This window comes from Actinomycetospora lemnae (assembly GCF_028737315.1).
In the GTDB taxonomy this organism is placed as follows: domain Bacteria; phylum Actinomycetota; class Actinomycetes; order Mycobacteriales; family Pseudonocardiaceae; genus Actinomycetospora; species Actinomycetospora lemnae.
This window is the reverse complement of sequence record NZ_JAQZAO010000003.1, coordinates 98,297-116,814: the sequence shown is the minus strand read 5'-3', so window position 1 is coordinate 116,814 and position 18,518 is coordinate 98,297. Positions and strand designations below refer to the sequence as shown.

The following is an 18,518-nucleotide window of genomic DNA, read 5'->3' as shown; positions in this document are numbered from 1 at the left end:
CGACTGTCGGACCCCTCTGCCACGGTGGAGGAGTGCCACCAGCCATCGAGGCCGAGGGTCTCGTCAAGCGCTTCGGCGCCACCACCGCGCTCGCGGGCGCGAGCCTGTCGGCCGCCGAGGGCACGGTCCTCGGTGTGCTCGGCCCCAACGGCGCGGGCAAGACCACGGCGACGCGCGTGCTCGCGACGCTGCTGGCGCCCGACGAGGGGCGGGCCCTGGTCGGCGGGTACGACGTCGTCGCCGAGCCCCACCGGGTGCGCTCGCTCATCGGGCTCACCGGGCAGTACGCCGGGGTCGACGAGGCGCTGACCGGCACGGAGAACCTCGTGCTCATCGCCCGCCTGCTCGGGCTCCCGCGGGCCGCGTCGCGGCGGCGGGCCGCCGAGCTGCTCGAGCAGTTCGGGCTCACCGAGGCCGGCGGGCGCGCGGCGCGCACCTACTCGGGCGGCATGCGCCGCCGGCTCGACCTCGCCGCGTCGCTGGTCGGGCGCCCGCGCATCCTCTTCCTCGACGAGCCGACCACGGGGCTCGACCCGGCGAGCCGCAACGAGCTCTGGGACATGGTCCGCTCGCTCGTCGGCGAGGGCGTGACGGTGCTGCTGACCACGCAGTACCTCGACGAGGCCGACCAGCTCGCCGACGACATCGTCGTCATCGACCGCGGCACGGTCGTGGCGACGGGCACGCCCGACGACCTCAAGGCGCGCGCCGGGGCCGCGGTGCTGCAGATGCGCCCGGCGCGCGCCGAGCAGCTCGCGGTGGTGGAGCGCGTCGCGGGCGAGCTGGCCGGGGCGACGCCGACCGTCGAGCACGGCACGGTCGCCGTCGCCGCGCCCGACGAGGCGCTCATGCCCGCGGTCGTGCGCCGCCTCGACGACGTCGGCGTGCGCCTCGCCGAGCTCACCCTGCGCCGGGCGACCCTCGACGAGGTGTTCCTGGCGCTCACGGGCCACCGCGCGGTCGAGCCCACCGACGAAGCCCTCGACACCCGGGAGACGGCGTGACCCTCGACCGCACGGCCGACCGCACGGACCCGGCCCGACCCGCCGACACCGACCTCGGCGCACCGGCGGCGCCGCGCCGGGTGACGCCCGCGCAGTGGGCGAGCCAGTCGCTGACCATGGCGTGGCGCAGCCTCGTGCAGATCAAGCACAACCCGTCCGAGCTGCTCGACCTGTCGATCCAGCCGATCATGTTCGTGCTGCTGTTCACGTTCGTGTTCGGCGGCGCGATCTACGGCTCCGCCGACGCCTACCTGCAGTTCGCGCTCGGCGGGCTCATCGCGCAGAACGCGCTGTTCCTGACGATCTACACGGCCACCGGGCTGGCGACCGACCTGCAGAAGGGCACGTTCGACCGCTTCCGCAGCCTGCCGATCGCCCGGTCCGCGCCGCTGTCGGGGCGCATCGTCGGCGACGTGGTGCGCCAGCTGTGGTCGCTGGTGGTGCTGCTCGTGGTCGGGGTGGTGCTCGGCTTCCGGATCACGACGAGCCCGGTCGCCGTGCTCGCCGCGTTCGGGCTGCTCGTGGCGTTCACGCTGGCGTTCTCGTGGACGTCGGTGCTGCTCGGGGTGCTGGCGCGCGACCCGGAGAAGGTGCAGATCTACGGCTTCACCGTGCTCTTCCCGCTCACCTTCGCGAGCAACGCCTTCGCGCCGACCCAGACGATGCCGGGCTGGTTGCAGGCGTGGGTGGCGATCAACCCCGTGACGCGGATGGCCGACGCGCTGCGCGGGCTGCTCGTCGGCGGTCCGGTGGCGGCCAACGCGATCGCGACGCTGCTGTGGGGCGTCGCGTTCGCCGCGGTGTTCGGGCCGCTGGCGGTGTGGGCCCTGCGCACGCGGGTCTGAGGTCGACGGTCGCCGCACGCGACGCCCGGGCTCCCGAGGGCCACGATGGAGGCATGACCGAGCAGCTCGTGCGCCCCACCCTCGAGGCCGGCGGGATTCCCGACGACCTCGTCGAGCGAGCCGTCGTCCGTGCCGACCAGTGGGCGCGGGCCGGGTCGGCGGCCGAGCAGTCGGGACCGTCGGCGCAGCTCGCCGCGCTCATGCACGACCCGGCGGGCGTCGACTTCACGCTGCGCTTCGTCGACCGCGTCGCCCGCCCCGAGGACGACGAGGTCGCCGCGCGGGAGCTCGCCCGGCTGGCGGGGCCGCGGGCGCCGCTGCCGGCGTTCATGGAGGGCCGCGACCGGGCGCTGCTGCGGGCCGGGGCGCTGGCGGCACCACGCGCGCCGCGGGTCGTGGTGCCGCTGGCGCGGCGGCGGCTGCGGGCGCTCGTCGGGCATCTCATCGTCTCCCTCGACGGCCGGGCCGGCGGGCGGGGGCTGACCCGGCGGCTGGCGCAGGCGCGCGAGGAGGGCTTCCGGCTCAACCTCAACCTGCTCGGCGAGGCCGTGCTCGGCGAGGACGAGGCCGACCGGCGCCTCGAGCGCACGATGGAGCTGCTGCGCCGCGACGACGTCGACTACGTGTCGGTCAAGGCGTCGTCGGTGGCGAGCCAGCTCGTGCCGTGGGACCTCGAGGGCAGCCGCGACCGGCTCGTCGAGCGCCTGGTGCCGCTCTTCGAGCTCGCCCGGGACACCGGGTCCTTCGTCAACCTCGACATGGAGGAGTACAAGGACCTCGACCTGACCGTCGCCGTGTTCACCGCGCTGCTCTCGCGGCCGGGGCTCGAGGGCGTGCCGGCCGGCATCGTGCTCCAGGCCTACCTCCCCGACGCGCTCGGCGCGCTCACCGAGCTCGCCGGGTTCGCCCGCCGCCGCGTGGCCGCGGGCGGCGCGCCGATCAAGGTGCGGCTGGTCAAGGGCGCGAACCTCGCGATGGAGCAGGTCGACGCCGAGCTGCACGACTGGCCGCAGGCGCCGTACACGACCAAGGCCGAGGTCGACGCCAACTACGTCCGGCTGCTCGACCGCGCGATCGGCGGCGACCTCGTCGACGCGCTGCGCCTCGGCGTCGCGAGCCACCACCTGCACCACCTGGCCCTGGCCGTCGAGCTCGCGGCCGCGCGCGGCGCGGAGCGGCAGATCGACGTCGAGATGCTGCAGGGCATGGCGCCGGCGCAGGCGCGGGTGGTCGCGCGCGACGTGTCGGAACAGCTCGTGCTCTACACGCCCGTGGTGCACGCGGGCGACTTCGACGCCGCCGTCTCCTACCTCGTGCGCCGGCTCGAGGAGAACGCCTCGCCGGAGAACTACCTGTACGCGCTGTTCTCCGACGCCGGGGTGACCTCGTACGTCGACCGGTTCCGCGCCTCGGTGCGCGACCGCGACGCGGTGTCGGCGAGCCCGCGGCGCACGCAGGACCGCAGCACCGAGCGCCCGCACCTCCCGGCATCCGATGGTCCAGCTCCCCTGTCGGCGTGCTCCCCTGATCGCTCCGTGTCCCGCCGGTTCCGCAACGAGCCCGACACCGACCCCTCGCTGCCCGCCAACCGCGCGTGGGCGCGCAGGGCGATCACGACCCCCGCCCCGCCCGCGCGCGAGCCGGAGATCACCGACCCGGCCGCGGTCGACACGGTCGTCGAGCGCGCCGCAGCGTCGAGCTGGGGCGCGCGGCCGGGCCCCGAGCGCGCCGCCGTGCTGCGGGACGCCGCGCGGGCGCTCGCCGCGGCCCGGGGCGAGCTGCTGACGGTCATGGTCGGTGAGGCGGGCAAGACCATCGCCGAGGCCGACCCCGAGATCTCCGAGGCGATCGACTTCGCGGCGTACTACGCGGACCGGGCCGAGGACCTGACGGGAGACGCAGCGCAGCGGAGCTCGACCCGTCGGGACGGCGCGCCCTTCACCCCGGACCGGGTCGTCGTCGTGACCCCACCCTGGAACTTCCCGATCGCCATCCCCCTGGGCGGCTGCGTCGCGGCGCTGGCGGCCGGGGCGTCGGTGGTGATCAAGCCGGCGCCGCAGGTGCGCGCCTGCGCGGAGGTGGGTGTCGCGGCCCTGCACCGGGGCGGCATCCCCGCCGACGCGCTGCAGCTCGTCCACACCGCGGAGGGCTCCACGGACGACACGGCCGGGCGGCGCCTCGTCACGCACCCCGCGGTCGATCACGTCGTGCTCACCGGGGCGTCGGAGACCGCGGCGCTGTTCCGGTCGTGGCGCCCCGACCTGCGGCTGGTCGCCGAGACGAGCGGCAAGAACGCCCTGGTCATCACGCCCAGTGCCGACCCGGACCTCGCCGTCGCCGACCTCGTGCGCTCGGCCTTCGGGCACGCCGGGCAGAAGTGCTCGGCGGCGTCGCTGGCGATCCTCGTCGGGTCGATGCGATCGTCGCGCACGGCGGCCGGGGCGCGGTTCCACCGCCAGCTCGTCGACGCCGTCCGCACCCTGCGCGTGGGCCACGGCAGCGACCCCTCGACGACGATGGGCCCCCTCATCGGGCCGCCGGACGCGAAGCTCGAGCGGGCGTTGACCCGCCTCGATGCGGGTGAGCGCTGGCTCGTCGAGCCGCGGCAGCTCGGCCCGACGCTCTGGACGCCCGGCGTGAAGGAGCCCGTGGCGCCCGGGTCGTGGTTCCACCTCACGGAGTGCTTCGGCCCGGTGCTGGGGCTCCTGCACGCGGCGGACCTCGACGAGGCGATCGCGCTGCAGAACGCCACCGGCTACGGCCTGACCGGGGGCCTGCACGCCCTCGACCCGGACGAGATCGAGCACTGGACGGAGCGCGTCGAGGTCGGCAACGCCTACGTCAACCGCCACATCACCGGCGCGATCGTGCAGCGGCAGTCGTTCGGGGGCTGGAAGGGCTCGGTCGTGGGGCCCGGGGCGAAGCCGGGCGGGCCGAACTACGTCGCGCAGTTCGGGACGTGGCACGACGGCCCCCTCGACGCGCTGCCGTCGGCGCCGCTCGAGGCCGCCGCGGCCGAGCTGCTCGCCACCGCCGCCCCGGACTTCGGCCCCGACGACCTGACCTGGCTGCGCGCCGCCGCCGGGTCGGACGCCGCGGCGTGGCGCGACGAGTTCTCCGTCGAGCACGACCCGACCGGGCTGCGCGTGGAGGCGAACATCTTCCGGTACCGGCCGCTGCCCGCGCTGCGGCTGGTCGTCGGGCCCGACGCGCGCCCCCGCGACGTGCTGCGCGTGCGCCTCGCCGCGGCCTGCGCGGGCGTGCCGGTGCACGAGCTCGACGGGCCGCCCCGGCCCGGCGAGCGTCTCCGTGTCGTCGGCACGCCGTCGGACGAGCTCCGGCGGGCGGCCGCCGAGGCCGGGTCGTCGCTGGTCGAGGCCCCCGTGGTGGCCGACGGGCGGCGGGAGATGCTGACCGTGCTGCGCGAGCAGGCGGTCAGTGTGACCCGTCACCGGTTCGGCCACGTGGAAGCGTGAGCCGCCGCCGCGCGTTGTACGGGCCGTGGCACAGATGACGATGTACACGACCAGCTGGTGCGGCTTCTGCCGGCGGCTGAAGATGCAGCTCGACCGCGAGGGCATCGGGTACGCCGAGGTCGACATCGAGCGCGAGCCCGACGCCGCCGAGATCGTCACGAAGATCAACGGCGGCAACCGCACGGTGCCCACGGTCGTCTACCCCGACGGCAGCGCGGCGACCAACCCGAGCTTCGCCGAGGTCAAGACGACCCTGGCGCGCGTCGAGGCCGCGTCCTAGAACCCACGAACGGGGACTTCGCGCGCCTAGAAGCTGCGAACAGCACGTTCGCTGACGACACGCCTCACCCGGCGGCGGCCCACGCCTCGAGCATGGCTCGGGCGATGGACACGCCGCCGGGCAGGATGAGCTCGCGGCCGCTGCCGGCCTCGAAGGCCGTGCCGCCGACGCCGCCGGCGCTGCGCGATCGCCCACCCACCCCGCCGTCGCGGTGCGACCACGCCCCCGCGTCCAGCGCCCGCTGCAGCTCGGCGCGGGTGACCCAGCGGGCGCCCTCGATCTCGCCCTCCTGCAGGCGGAGCGTCTGCTCCGGGTCGGCGACGGCCGTGAAGCCGATCATGAGCGAGCGCGGGAACGGCCACGGCTGGGACCCCAGGTACGAGATCGTGTGGACCTCGACGCCCACCTCCTCCGCGCACTCGCGGGCCACGCACGCCTCGAGCGACTCGCCGGCCTCGACGAACCCCGCCAGCACCGAGTAGCGCCCCGCCGGCCAGATCGGCTGGCGCGCCAGCAGCACGCGGTCGGCCCCGTCGTGCACCAGGCAGATCATCGACGGGTCGGTGCGCGGGTACTCCTCGTGCCCGTGGGCGCGGCAGAGCTGCGCCCAGCCCGACTTGATCGCGTCCATCTCCGAGCCGTCGCGCGCGCAGAACCGCGAGCGGTCGTGCCAGTTGAGCAGCGCCACCGCCGTGGTCAAGAGCCCGGCGCTGCGGGCGTCGAGGTCGGCGCCGGAGCTGCGCAGGTCGGTCCAGTTCTCGTGGTCCGGCCCGCCGCCGGCGCGCTCCCACTGCTCGGCGGTCATGAACCCCGAGCCGGCGTCGTTCGACTCCGCCTCGGCCGGGTCGGGTACGCGCACCGCCCAGTACGCGGTGCCGCCCTCCTCGCCGAGGAGCACCGCGCCCTCGGGGATGTCGTCCCCCACGCCGGTCGTCGGGGCGAACGCGAGCGTCAGCGTGCCGTCGTCGCCCCGCTCGACCGGCGTGCGGCCGTGCGGGTCGACGAGGACCACCTGGGCGTCCGGCCAGAGCCTCTTGACGTGCTCCGGGTCGACGCGCAGCTGCTCGCGCCGGTCGACCGTGGAGCGCGACAGCGACGGGTCGGCGTCGAGGTGGAAGGCCGCGCGCAGGTCGGGTCCCGCGGTCCCCGTCACGAGCGGATCTCCACGCCGCCCAGCGCCCGCAGCGCGTCCGCCGTGCCCGCGGCGTCCGCGACGACGACGCCGGTGAACCCGGTGGGCGCGAAGAACGTCGTGGCGGCCGCGGCGACCTCCTCGACCGTCACCGCCTCGACGCGCCCCGGGTGCTCGCGCAGCCACGCCGAGGACAGCCCGTACGCGGCGAGGCCGGCGAGCGTCGAGGCGTAGCCGGCCTGCGTCGTCATCGAGATCAGCAGCGAGCCGACGAGGTAGCGCCGCGCCGACTCGACCTCCTCCGCACTCGGCGGCACCACCGCGAGGCGCCCCAGCTCGTAGCGCGCCTCGAGCAGGGCCGCGGCGGTGACCTCGGACGCGACGTCGGTCTCGACGAGCAGGACCGCGCCGTGCGGGTCGAGCTCGAGCGACGACGACGCGTGGTAGGTGTAGCCCTTGTCCTCGCGCAGGTTCTCCACCAGCCGCGACGAGAAGTAGCCCCCCAGCGTGAGGTTCGCGAGCTGCAGTGCCGCGTAGCGCGGGTCGCTGCGGCCCACCGCGGGCGCCGAGAGCCGCAGCTGCGACTGCACCGCCCCGGGCCGGTCGACCAGCAGGAGGTCCTGCGCCGTCAGCGCAGGCAGCGGCCCGAGGGCGCTCGCGTCCCCGCTCGACCAGCCCGCGAGGGCGGTCTCGACGCGGGCCACGGCGTCGGCCGGGTCGAGGTCGCCGACGAGGACGAGCACCGAGCCGCCCGGGCGCAGCGCCGCGGCCTGCAGCGCGCGCACCGCGTCGGGCGAGACGGCGGAGACCTCCTCGGGCCGCGGCATCTCCCGCGTGACCGGGTGGGTGCCGTAGCGCCGCTCCTGCAGCGCCCGCCGCGCGATCACCGACGGCTGCGCGGACGCCATCTCGATCCGCTCGACGAGGCGCTCGCGCTCGCGGGCCAGCTCGTCCTCGGGGTGGGTCGCGTCGAGGAGCAGGTCGGCGAGCACGTCGAGCAGGGTGTCGAGGCCCTCGGCCAGGGCGTGCCCGGACACCGAGAGGCGCTCGGGGTCGACCGAGAAGCCGATCTCGCCGCCGACCCCGGCCAGGTCGTCGTCGATGCCGACGCGGCTGCGGCGCCGCGTGCCGGACAGGATCGTCGTGGCGAGCAGCTCGGCGACCGCGGCGTGGTCGGAGCCCGCCGCGCCGGCGGACCCGGCCGTGTCGGCGAACGGCACCCGCAGGCGCATCTCGACCATCGGCACCTCGGCCCGGCGCACCGCGATGACCCGCAGCCCGGACGCGAGGACGGTGTCGACCTCGTCGGGGGCGGGCACCGCGCGCTGCGGGCCCAGCGGCGGGAGCGCGCGGGGCCCGGTGGGCGTGCTGCCGATCTCCTCGGCGCTGCGGCGGGTCGGCGCGCTCATGCCCCACCTTCGGGCGTCACCGTGAGGATCGCGCGGGCGTCGGGACGCAGCGCGCCGGCGGCCGCGGCGACCGCAGCGGGCTCGACGGCGGCGAGGCGCCCGGGCAGCTCGTCGGCGAGCTCGGCGCGGCCCTGCACCAGCTCGGCCGCCCCGAGGGCGAGCATGCGGCTCATCAGCCGGTCGTGCTCCCGGTGCAGTGACGAGGCCCAGCGCGCGGTGACCCGGCGCAGCTCCTCGGCGTCGGGGCCCCGCGCGGCGAGCCGGGCGAGCTCGTCGTCGACGGCGGCGACGACGCGGTCGGTGTGGATCGTCGCGGGGTGCACGGCGGTGATCGTGAAGGTGTCGGGGTCGCGGGCGTCGAGCGGGGCGCCCATGAGCCCGGCGGAGGCCGAGACGTCGGTGACGAGCTGGTCGCCGTAGACGAGGCGCTGGGTCAGCCGCGCGGCCTCCCCGTCGGTGAGCAGGCTCGCCAGCACCGCGTGGGCGAGGTAGCCGTCGAGGTCGGTGGCCGGGTCGGGCAGGCGGTAGCCGAGCGCGAGCGCGGGCAGCGGGGCGTGCGCGTCGATGACCGCGTCGCGGCGCTCCCGGTCGGGCGGCGGCTCGGCGAAGCTCGGGCGCGCCGGCACCGGGCGGGCCGGGATGTCCCCGAAGTGCTTCTCGACGAGCGTCGCGGCGTCCTCGACGTCGATGTCGCCGACGACGGTGAGCACGGCGTTGCCCGGCGCGTAGTAGGCGTCGAAGAACGCGGCCGCGTCGTCCAGGTCCGCCTGCTCGAGGTCGGTGAAGTCCCCGTAGCCGTTGTGGGCGTTCGGGTACGTGTCGTAGAGCACCGGCGGCAGCAGGATCCAGGGGAAGCCGCCGTACGGGCGGTTGAGGACGTTGAGCCGGATCTCCTCCTTGACCACGTCCACCTGGTTGCGCAGGTTCTCCTGCGTCAGGCGGGGCGCGCGCAGCCGGTCGGCCTCGAGGAACAGCGCGCGCTCGAGGGCCGCGGACGGCAGGACCTCGAAGTAGTTCGTGTAGTCCTGGTGGGTCGAGCCGTTGAAGACCCCGCCCGACGACTGCACGTGGCGGAAGTGCGCGAGCTTCTCCAGGCTCTCCGAGCCCTGGAACATGAGGTGCTCGAAGAGGTGCGCGAACCCCGTCCGGCCCTCCGGCTCGGAGCGGAACCCGACGTCGACGTGGACGGCGACGCCGACGACGGGGGCGGCAGGGTCGGGCACCAGCAGCACGCGGAGCCCGTTGTCGAGCACGCGGCGCGCCAGCACCTCGCTGGTTCCCTGGGGGGCGGTCACGCTGGAGGTCACACGATCAGAGCCTAATCGCGGTGCGGTCCGGAGGCCGGACGGCGCGGCCCGGCCGCCGCACCGCGGGTGCGGGGCCGTCCGGACCCCCGGGTCGTGGTGCGCGTGGAGGGCTGCCGGCGTCCGACGTCGAGGGCGGCGGGCCGCCCCGCCCGGGCCGACCGACCGGGGCGCGCAGCCGGCCGGTGCGCGGTGCGGCGGGCCGCCGGCCGCGGCGTCGCCGGGCCGCTCGCGGTGGTGGTGACGCGGCGGGCGGGACGGCGCGCCGGGGCGGTCGCCGCCCGGCGGGAGCGCTCGCGGACCACCGCGACGAGCAGCCCGGCCATCCCCAGCCCGGCGACGCCGGTGAGCAGGATCGCGAGGCGGTCGGTGAGCGGGGACTCGGCGGGCTCGGGGTCGACGAGGGCGGCGGACGAGCCCGTGCCCAGCACCCGGGCCGGCGCGTCGGCGGGCTCGCTGCCGACGAAGGCCATCCGCACGGTGAGGTGCGAGCCCATCGGGGTGCCGCAGCCGTCGAGCGGCATGAGACGGCGCCCGGCCGGGCCCTCGACGGCGATCGTGTCCCGCGGGTCCTCGCCCAGGCACGGGGCGGTGGCGACGACGGTCGCGGGGCCGACGGTCTCGACGGCCGCCGGCGCCGCGTCGGTCCCCGCGTCCGCACCGTCGCCGTGCGCCCCGACGGGGAACGCCGCGAGGATCAGCCAGAGCGCCACGCCCGCGCCGACCGCGAGGGCGAGGAGCACGCCGAGCACCGGACCGCGCCGGGTGCGACGCGTCGGTCGACCTGCTGATCGACCGCCCCGCACCAGGTGGGAACGATCCAGATCCGACCTCGCCGCGGTCCCCGTGAACGACACGGGCGGGATTCAAACACCTGCGACGCACCCACGTTCGAGGTATCCACCACACACGCGATCCGGCGTCTGCTACGGCGATCCGGGCACGGCCGACCCGTGCCCGCGGCCGTCGGCGCGGCCCCGTCCCACCGGAGAGCGACGGACCGCCGACCTTGAGGCCGCCGTGCGGGTGATCTTCGGTCGACGGGCCGCCGCGCCGGGGCCGCGTGACACGATCGGCTGACGCTCCGGACGCGTCAGGCTCGTCGAGCTGCGTCGGGCTCCGTCGGGCTCCGTCGGGCTCCGCCGGGCTCCGTCAGGCGAAGGCGTCCACGCCGGTCCGCTCGGCCGAGACGGCCCACAGGCGGGCCGCGGCGTCGGGGTCCAGGGCATACGGCCGCACGCCGTGGGCGCCCGCCTCCTGCGCCACCGTGGCGACCTCGCAGTCCTCGAGGTAGAGCCCGCCGAGGCCCGCGAGCTGCGGCGACGTCGCGGCCCACACCTCGGTGGCGGCGCCGGCCCCGGGCGTCTTGAAGCCGGCGGCGGCCTCCGGGGTCGGGTTGCCGTCCTCGTCGACCCAGCCGAGGGCGACCATCTCCTCGCGCGGGAGGTGGCGCTGCAGCGGGGTCAGGATCCCGCCGGGGTGCAGCGAGAACGCCCGGACGCCCTGCGGGGCGGCGAGCCGGTCGAGGTGCAGGGCGAACAGGACGTTCGCGGTCTTCGCCTGCCCGTACGCCTGCCACTTGTCGTACGGCTCGGTGCGCCAGTCGAGGTCGTCGAAGCGGACCGGCGAGCGGTGGTGCCCACGGGACGACACCGAGACCACCCGCGGGTCCCGCCCGCGCGCGATCGCCGGCCACAGGCGGTTGACGAGCGCGAAGTGCCCGAGGTGGTTGGTCCCGAACTGGGCCTCCCAGCCCGGGCCGACGCGCGTCTCCGGCGTCGCCATGATCCCGGCGTTGTTGATCACCATGTCGATGGCGCGGCCCGACGCGAGGAGGCGGTCGGCGAAGGCGGCGACACTGTCCTGGTCTCCGAGGTCGAGGGCGTCGGTCTCCACGCCCTCCAGACCGTCGAGGGCCTCCTTCGCGACGTCGGGACGCCGGGCCGGGACGACGACGTGCGCGCCGGCCGCGGTCAGGGCGCGCGTCGCCTCGAGCCCGAGCCCCGAGTAGCCGCCGGTGACGACGGCCAGCCGCCCGGACAGGTCGAGGCCCGCGAGGACCTCGGCGGCGGTGGTGTCCTTGCCGAAGCCGGAGCCGATGGGGTGCTGCTGTTCGATCACGCACCCGACGCTAGGCCTTCGAGTGCGCTCGAACGCAAACTCCTCGGAGCGCGACGATCACACGCCCCGGTCGCCCAGCATCCGCCACAGGTGCGCGGTCGCCTCGGCGCCGGCGAGCAGCAGGGGCACGACGGCGCGCTCGTCGGGGGCGTGGATGCGGTCCGAGGGCAGCATGACGCCGAGGAACGCCAGCGGGGCGTCGAGCTCGGTGGCGAGCAGGGCCTCCGGCCCGCTGCCGCCCTCGCGCGCCGGCAGCACCTCGGCCCCGAGCGCCGCGCCCATCGCCTCGCGGATGGTCGTCACGAGCGTGGAGTCGACGTCGCAGATCAGCGGCGGGACGCCCGGGCCGCCGGCGATGACCTCGGCGGTGATGCCGGGCGGGGTGTGCGCCTCGACGAAGGCGCGGATGCCGTCGAGGACACGCGCCGGGTCCTGGTCGGCGACGAGCCGGAACGTCAGCTTGGCGATCGCCGAGTGCGGCACGATCGTCTTGTGGCCGGGGCCGTCGTAGCCGCCGTGCAGGCCGTTGACCTCGGCGGTCGGGCGCGCCCAGAGCCGCTCGTAGGTGCTCCAGCCCGCCTCGCCCGCGGTGGCCTGGGCGCCCGCCGCCGAGGTCGCGAGCCACGCGGGCTCGTCGAAGGGCAGCGCGGCCCACGCGGAGCGCTCGGCGTCGGTCGGCGGGCGGACGTCGTCGTAGAACCCGGGCACCTGCACGCGGCCGTCGTCGTCGTGCAGCGCGGCGACCAGGCGGGCGAGCTCGGTGACGGGGTTGGGCACGGCGCCGCCGAACTGCCCGGAGTGCAGGTCGACCGAGGCGCCGCGGAAGACGATCTCGGTGTCGACCATCCCGCGCATGCCCGTGCAGACCGTCGGCGCGTCCCGGCCGACCATGCCGGTGTCGGTGACGACGATCGCGTCGCAGGCCAGCGCGTCGCGGTGCGCGGCGAGCAGCGCGTCGAGGTGCGCCGAGCCGGACTCCTCCTCGCCCTCGGCCAGGAGCTTGAGGTGCACCGCCGGGCCGTCGGCGCCGGTCGCGGCGAGGTGCGCGGCGACCCCGAGCCGGACCATCGCGAGGTGGCCCTTGTCGTCCGAGGCGCCGCGCCCGCGCAGCTCCTCCCCCACGACCTCGGGCTCGAACGGCGGATGGGACCAGCCGTCGGCGAGGTCGGCGGGCTGCACGTCGTGGTGCCCGTAGACCAGCACGGTCGGGACCGTGGGGTCAGCCGGATCGGCGGCGGGCCAGGAGGCGAACACCGCGGGCAGGGCGTCGGTGTCGTCCCAGACCTCGACCTGCGGCCAGCCCTCCGCGCGCAGCCGCTCCGCGAGCCACGCCGCGGAGCGCGCCACGTCGCCGTGGTGTCCGGGGTCGGCCGAGATCGACGGGATGCGCAGCCACTCCTGGAGGTCCGCGACGAACGCCTCGGCGCGGGCGGCGACGGCGTCCGCTTCGGTGCTGGTCATGCGCGCCACGCTAGTTCGCGGACCGCGTACGACACCGCCCGGCCACCGTCTTCCGGCGACCGGGCGGGAAGTCCTCGGGAGTCAGCGACGCGGCAGGATCTCCGCGCGGCGCACCCAGGCCACGACGCCGAGCAGCACGCCGAGGATGACCGGCGTGTACCAGAAGCCCTCGGAGAGGAAGAACAGCTGCGCGCCCGTCGCGCCGACCATGAGCGCCACCAGGCACGCCGCGGCGAGGCCCGCGAGCCGGGGCACGAGCAGGCCGATGCCGCCCGCGATCTCGAGCACGCCGACGACGTACCGCAGCCACTGGCCCGCGCCGAGGTCGGTGAAGATCTGCACGGCGTAGGCCTCGCCGACCAGCTTCGGCGCACCCGAGCCGATGATGAACATGAGCGCGAGCAGCACCTGCAGCGTCCACAGCGCGATGGTCGCCCCGCGGGAGCGCGTGGGGCCCGACGCGGTCGACGGGGTCGGGGCGGTCGCGGCGGTCATCTCGGTCCTCCAGGGGCGGCGGGGCGGTGTGGCCAGCCTGGTGGAGGTGACCGTCCTACGTCAATACCTCCTACTTGCTCATTCGTACTTTCGTCCGCCGCGGCGATCGGCTTCGCTGGCCCGATGATCCCCGCGGGATGGACACCCCCACCGGAGTTCACGACGCGCCCCGTGCTCGAGGGCACGGTCGGGATGGCGGCGGCGACGCACTGGGCCGCCGCCGCGACCGCGATGGGCGTCCTCGAGCGTGGCGGCACGGCGTTCGACGGTGCGGTCGCCGCGGCGTTCGTCCTGCACGTCACCGAGCCGCACCTCAACGGGCCGGGCGGCGACCTCGTCGCGGTGTTCGCCACCGCCGACGACCCGACGCCCCGGGTGCTCGACGGGCAGGGCCCGGCGCCGGCCGGGGCGTCCGCCGCGGCGTACCGCGACCAGGGCCTCGAGCGCGTCCCGGGCTCGGGCGCGCTGGCGGCCGCGATCCCCGGCGCGGTCGAGGCGTGGCTCCTGCTGCTGCGCGACCACGGGACCTGGGAGGTCGGCGACGTCCTCGCGCCGGCGATCGACTACGCCCGCGACGGGGTGCCGGCGGTGCCGCGGCTGGCGTCGACGGTCGCGACGGTGGCCGACCTGTTCCGCGAGCACTGGCCCACGTCGGCGGCGCTCTGGCTGCCCGGCGGGCGGCCGCCCCGGCCGGGCGAGGTGGTCCGCAACCCGGCCTGGGCGGACACCCTCGAGCGGCTCGCCGCCGCCGCGCAGGGCCGCGACCGGGCCGCCCGCATCGACGCCGTGCGCACCGTGTGGGCCGAGGGCTTCGTCGCCGAGGCGGCCGTCGCCGCGGCCCGCACGCCCCACCGGCACTCCTCGGGCACCGACCACGCGGGCGTGCTCACCGTCGCCGACACCGCGGGCTACCGGGCGCGGGTCGTCGACGCCGCCGTCGGCGAGTTCCGCGGGTGGCGGGTCGCCAAGTCGCCGGCGTGGGGTCAGGGCCCGGCGCTGCTCGCGGCGCTGGCGGTGCTCGACGGGTTCGACGACGCCGACCTCGACCCGGGCACGGAGACCGGCGCGCACCTCGCCCTCGAGACGATCAAGCTCTCCCAGGCCGACCGGGACGCCTGGTTCGGCGAGTCGGCGGACCTCGACCCCGCCGACCTGCTCGCCGACCTCCTCGCCCCCGACTACGTCGCCGCCCGCCGCGCCCTGATCACCGACGAGGCCTCGCCGGACCTGCGGCCCGGGCGCCCGGGCGGGCGCGACCCGGTGCTCGCCGACCTCGCCCTGGCCGGCGCCGGGATCGGCGGCACCACCGACGGCACCGTCGGCGAGCCCACCGTCACCCTCGCCGGCGAGACGAAGGGCGACACCTGCCACCTCGACGTCGTCGACCGCTGGGGCAACATCGTCTCGGCGACCCCGTCGGGTGGCTGGCTGCAGTCGTCGCCGACGATCCCCGAGCTCGGCTTCGCGCTCGGGACGCGCCTGCAGATGACGTGGCTGCAGGAGGGGCTGCCCGCGACGCTCACGCCCGGGCGACGCCCGCGCACCACGCTGACCCCGACGCTCGTGCTCGACGACGACGGCCCCGTCACCGCCTTCGGCTCGCCCGGCGGCGACCAGCAGGACCAGTGGCAGCTGCTCTACCTGCTGCGCACGCTCGTCGGCGGGTACGACCCGCAGCAGGCGATCGACGCGCCCGCGCTGCACACGACGTCGTCACCCAGCTCGTTCTGGCCGCGGGGCCGCGTGCCGGGGGGCGCGGTGGTCGAGGACAGGCTGCCCGACGCCGTCGTCGCCGGGCTCGAGCGGCGCGGGCACCGCGTGACCCGCAGCGGGCCCTGGACGCTCGGCCGGCTCTCGGCGGTCGGGATCGACCGGGCGCGCGGGCTGCGCTGGGGCGCGGCCAACCCGCGCGGGATGCAGGGCTACGCGGTCGGGCGGTGACGGCGGCGCTCTGCCAGGGTGCTGATCATGACCCGCTCTCCGGCGCCCCCCGCACCGGCGGCCGTGCTCGCCGGCGGCCTGCTGACGATGGGCGTGCTGCACGGCGTCGCGCCCCGTCCGTTCGACACGCTCGTGCCGCCGTGGCTGCCCGGCTCGCCCCGCCTCTGGACCTACGCCAGCGGTGTCGCCGAGCTCGCCGTCGGGGCCGCGGTGGCGGTGCCGCGCACGCGACGCCTCGGCGCGCTCGCGGCCGCGGCGCTGTTCGTCGCGGTGTTCCCGGCGAACGTGCAGATGGCGTGGGACTGGCGGCGCCGCTCCTGGCCCTGGCGCGCCGTGGCGTACGGCCGCCTGCCACTGCAGGCGCCGATGATCGCCCACGCGCTGCGGGTGCACCGCGGGGCCGGCTGACGCCGGCCCCGCGGGCCCCTCCCCGACCCCCCGGCTCCGATCCCCGACCGGAGTGGCCTACAGCCCCAGCCCCGCGCCCCCGAAGACCCCGGCCGGGTCGACGCGGCGGCGCACGGCGTCGATGCGCGCGCGGGTCGCCGGCGTCCACACGAGCTCCGGGCGCGCCGCGGCGACGGCGGGGTTGATCCAGTTGAGGCTCGTCTGCGACGCCGCCGAGGCCGCCAGCCCGTCGAGCAGCTGCGCCGCGACCGCCGGCACCACCGCGCGCAGCTCCGGCGGGAACGGTCCGACGACGCCCGCCAGGAACCGCGCGTCGCGGGCGACGACCCCCCGGCTGCCGCGCTGGACCGCGCCGGCGATGTGGCGCAGCTCGACGAGGAAGAGCGGGAGCTGCTGGTCGGGGCCGGCCAGCGCGAGCACGGCGTCGACGCCGGCCTCGTCGAGGTCGGCGAGGAAGCGCCCGTCGGCCCACGCGGGCATGGGGTCGACCGGGTCCAGGTGGATCCCGTCGATCGCCGCGTAGGGCATCACGTCGAGCATGTCCATCATCGGTGTCGCGACCGCGCGCATCGGCGCCACGAGCTCGCGGCCCTCCTCCGCGCTGCCGAGGTGGGCGACGCGCAGGTGGGCGACGGTCCGGCCCCGCAGAGGCGGCGGGACCGACTCGATGTCGGGCGCCCGCAGGATCGCCACCGACGTCGTCGTCTCCTCGGGCAGCGTCGGCGCCCAGGCGCGCCAGGCGTGCAGCACGGCCGGGATGTCGGCGGCCTCGTAGATCAGGCCGCCGCCGTAGAGCTGCGACAGCTCGACGAGCTCCATCTCGACCTCGGTCACGATGCCCGCGGCGTCCTTGCCGCCCAGCACCACGTCGAACAGCTCGGGGTCGGACGCGGCGGTGACCTCGCGGATCGCCCCGTCCCCGGTGACGAGCTGCACGCGGCGCACCCGGTCGCTCGCGTAGCCGTACTTCCGGGCGAACGGCCCGACGCCGCCGCCGACGACGTAGCCCGCGACGCCGACGTCGGTGGTCGACCCGTTGAGGCCCGCGAGCCCGTGCGGCGCCGCGGCCTCGACGAGGCGCGCCCACTTCACCCCGGCGCCGACGATCGCCCGCCGGGTGACCGGGTCGACGTCGACGCGGTCCATGCGCCGCGTGGTGACGACGAGCGTGCCCCGCTGCGCCACGTCGCTGTGCCCGGTGGCGAACACGCCGACCCGGATCCCGCGGGCGGCGGCCCACCGGACGGCGGCCGCGACGTCCTCGGGACCCGTCGCCCCGACGACGGCGACCGGGGCGTGCTCGGGACCGAGGTTGTAGGCCGCGAGCTCGGCGACCACCTCGACGTCCTCGGGACCGAGCACCGGGCCGGCGACGGTCCGTCGCAGCTCGGCCAGTGCGTCGTCCTGGTCGACTGCGGCGGTCGGGGCACCCAGCTCGGTCATCGCACGCTCCGTGGTCGTCGACTGGTCCGTCAGCGTGATGCTGCGGCTGGCGACGACGCTAGAGAGTCACGGAGCGTGCTACAAGCCCGATTTGGGTCGCCGGATCGTGACACTCCGTCAGATCGGCTCCGGCCCGGTGCTGACGGACCGTGGTCGCGCTGTGGGGTGCTCGTGTCCCTCAGCGCTCGTGGGTCGGGTTGCCGCGCGGCCGGATGGTGGCGTGCGGCAGCGCGGGCGCGGGCAGGCGGGCGGCCGCTCCCCGGCGGCCGTCGCGGCCCACGTAGCCCTCGACCTCGCCGAAGCGCTCGTCGCCGGCCTCCCACGCGGCGCGGAACGCGACGATCTCCTCGTGGCTGCGGCCGACGAAGTTCCACCACATGACGATCTCCTCGCCGAAGGGCGGACCGCCGAGGAGGACGACGCGGGCGTCCTCGTCCGCGCCGACCTCCACCGTGGTCCGGCCGGGCGGGAGGACGCCGAGCTCACCGCGCTCGAGGGGCTGTCCCTGCAGCGTCACGCGTCCCCGGTCGACGAGCACGCCGTGCTCGAACGTGGCGTCGACGGGCAGCGTGAGGCGCGCGCCGGGCGCGAGGAGGATCTCGGCGCCGAGCAGCGGGGTGGCGGTGGCGACCGGGGACGCCGACCCGGCGAGGCTCCCGAGGAAGACGCGCGCGGTGGCAGGGGTGTCGGTCGCGCCGTCGAGTGTCACCGGCTCGGGCACGTGGTGGGCGAAGGCGCGGGGCACGTCGCGCGCGTGGTCCGGGAGGGCGACCCACAGCTGGACCCCGTGCAGCACGGTGGTGTCGGGGGTGCTGACCTCGGAGTGCGCGATGCCGTGCCCGCCGGTCATGAGGTTGAGCTCGCCGGGGCGCACGAGGGCGTGCGTGCCGAGGCTGTCGCGGTGCTCGACCTCGCCGGTGAACAGCCAGCTCACCGTCGCGAGCCCGGTGTGCGGGTGCGGCGGGACGTCCATGCCGCCGGACGCCGCGGTGTCGTCCGGGCCGTAGTGGTCGACGAAGCACCAGGCGCCGATCAGCGTGCGCGCCCGCTGCGGCAGCGTGCGGCGCACCGTCATCGCCCGGGGACCGCCGAGCGGCACCGCGCGGGGCGTCAGGACCTCGACGGGAGCGTCCGTCCCGCCCGGTGCGCTCGCGAACTCCGGGGGCGCGACCTCCGTGTTGCTCACGTCCTCGATTGTG

Annotated in this window: 15 protein-coding genes; 6 read left to right on the top strand and 9 right to left on the bottom strand. The window is 76.3% G+C overall.

Annotated elements, in window-relative coordinates; genetic code table 11:
* The first annotated feature begins 32 nt into the window (after positions 1-32).
* Genes PGB27_RS07430 through PGB27_RS07415 form a run of 4 tightly spaced genes read left to right on the top strand, consistent with a single transcriptional unit; the run spans position 33 to position 5,605 of the window.
* Positions 33-1,004, top strand: a complete 972-nt coding sequence (locus PGB27_RS07430; protein WP_274199732.1) for an ATP-binding cassette domain-containing protein — start codon at positions 33-35, stop codon at positions 1,002-1,004.
* On the top strand, positions 1,001-1,849 hold the full coding sequence (locus tag PGB27_RS07425) for an ABC transporter permease (protein ID WP_274199731.1): 849 nt from the start codon (positions 1,001-1,003) through the stop codon (positions 1,847-1,849). The genes PGB27_RS07430 and PGB27_RS07425 overlap by 4 nt, the downstream gene beginning before the upstream one ends.
* A gap of 53 nt (positions 1,850-1,902) precedes the next feature.
* Entirely contained in the window at positions 1,903-5,325 is a 3,423-nt protein-coding gene (locus PGB27_RS07420) for a proline dehydrogenase family protein (RefSeq protein WP_274199730.1), read from the top strand.
* Positions 5,326-5,359: 34 nt separating this feature from the next.
* A complete protein-coding gene (locus tag PGB27_RS07415) occupies positions 5,360-5,605 on the top strand; it encodes a mycoredoxin (protein WP_274200125.1) in 246 nt (81 codons plus the stop codon).
* 64 nt (positions 5,606-5,669) lie between these two features.
* Here the strand turns inward: PGB27_RS07415 and nudC are convergent, their stop codons facing one another.
* The 7 genes from nudC to PGB27_RS07380 form a co-directional block, all read right to left on the bottom strand.
* Complete coding sequence (gene nudC / locus PGB27_RS07410; protein WP_274199729.1) at positions 5,670-6,758, bottom strand: NAD(+) diphosphatase; 1,089 nt, start codon at positions 6,756-6,758, stop codon at positions 5,670-5,672.
* Entirely contained in the window at positions 6,755-8,146 is a 1,392-nt protein-coding gene (locus PGB27_RS07405; protein ID WP_274199728.1) for a M16 family metallopeptidase, read from the bottom strand. Before PGB27_RS07405 ends, nudC begins: the two co-directional genes overlap by 4 nt.
* On the bottom strand, positions 8,143-9,453 hold the full coding sequence (locus PGB27_RS07400; protein WP_408630029.1) for a M16 family metallopeptidase: 1,311 nt from the start codon (positions 9,451-9,453) through the stop codon (positions 8,143-8,145). Before PGB27_RS07400 ends, PGB27_RS07405 begins: the two co-directional genes overlap by 4 nt.
* A gap of 11 nt (positions 9,454-9,464) precedes the next feature.
* Complete coding sequence (locus tag PGB27_RS07395; protein ID WP_274199727.1) at positions 9,465-10,193, bottom strand: hypothetical protein; 729 nt, start codon at positions 10,191-10,193, stop codon at positions 9,465-9,467.
* A 409-nt stretch (positions 10,194-10,602) separates the two neighbouring features.
* The gene (locus tag PGB27_RS07390; protein WP_274199726.1) at positions 10,603-11,571 is read right to left on the bottom strand and encodes an SDR family NAD(P)-dependent oxidoreductase; all 969 of its coding nucleotides are present in this window, start codon (positions 11,569-11,571) and stop codon (positions 10,603-10,605) included.
* Between the two features lie 57 nt (positions 11,572-11,628).
* Positions 11,629-13,032: a M20/M25/M40 family metallo-hydrolase gene (locus PGB27_RS07385; protein ID WP_274199725.1), complete on the bottom strand. Its 1,404-nt coding sequence runs from the start codon at positions 13,030-13,032 to the stop codon at positions 11,629-11,631.
* Positions 13,033-13,113: 81 nt separating this feature from the next.
* The gene (locus PGB27_RS07380; protein ID WP_274199724.1) at positions 13,114-13,527 is read right to left on the bottom strand and encodes a DoxX family protein; all 414 of its coding nucleotides are present in this window, start codon (positions 13,525-13,527) and stop codon (positions 13,114-13,116) included.
* Between the two features lie 123 nt (positions 13,528-13,650).
* On the opposite strand from PGB27_RS07380, the gene PGB27_RS07375 reads away from it, so the two are divergent.
* Together PGB27_RS07375 and PGB27_RS07370 are read left to right on the top strand one after the other, a co-directional pair.
* On the top strand, positions 13,651-15,468 hold the full coding sequence (locus PGB27_RS07375) for a gamma-glutamyltransferase family protein (protein WP_274199723.1): 1,818 nt from the start codon (positions 13,651-13,653) through the stop codon (positions 15,466-15,468).
* Between the two features lie 27 nt (positions 15,469-15,495).
* Positions 15,496-15,876 carry a DoxX family protein gene (locus PGB27_RS07370; protein WP_274199722.1) on the top strand — a complete coding sequence of 127 codons (381 nt, stop codon included), beginning with the start codon at positions 15,496-15,498 and terminating at the stop codon, positions 15,874-15,876.
* Positions 15,877-15,933: 57 nt separating this feature from the next.
* Here the strand turns inward: PGB27_RS07370 and PGB27_RS07365 are convergent, their stop codons facing one another.
* Both PGB27_RS07365 and PGB27_RS07360 read right to left on the bottom strand, forming a co-directional pair.
* Positions 15,934-17,319, bottom strand: a complete 1,386-nt coding sequence (locus PGB27_RS07365; protein ID WP_274199721.1) for an FAD-binding oxidoreductase — start codon at positions 17,317-17,319, stop codon at positions 15,934-15,936.
* Positions 17,320-17,497: 178 nt separating this feature from the next.
* The gene (locus PGB27_RS07360; protein WP_274199720.1) at positions 17,498-18,505 is read right to left on the bottom strand and encodes a pirin family protein; all 1,008 of its coding nucleotides are present in this window, start codon (positions 18,503-18,505) and stop codon (positions 17,498-17,500) included.
* Between the last annotated feature and the right edge of the window lie 13 nt (positions 18,506-18,518).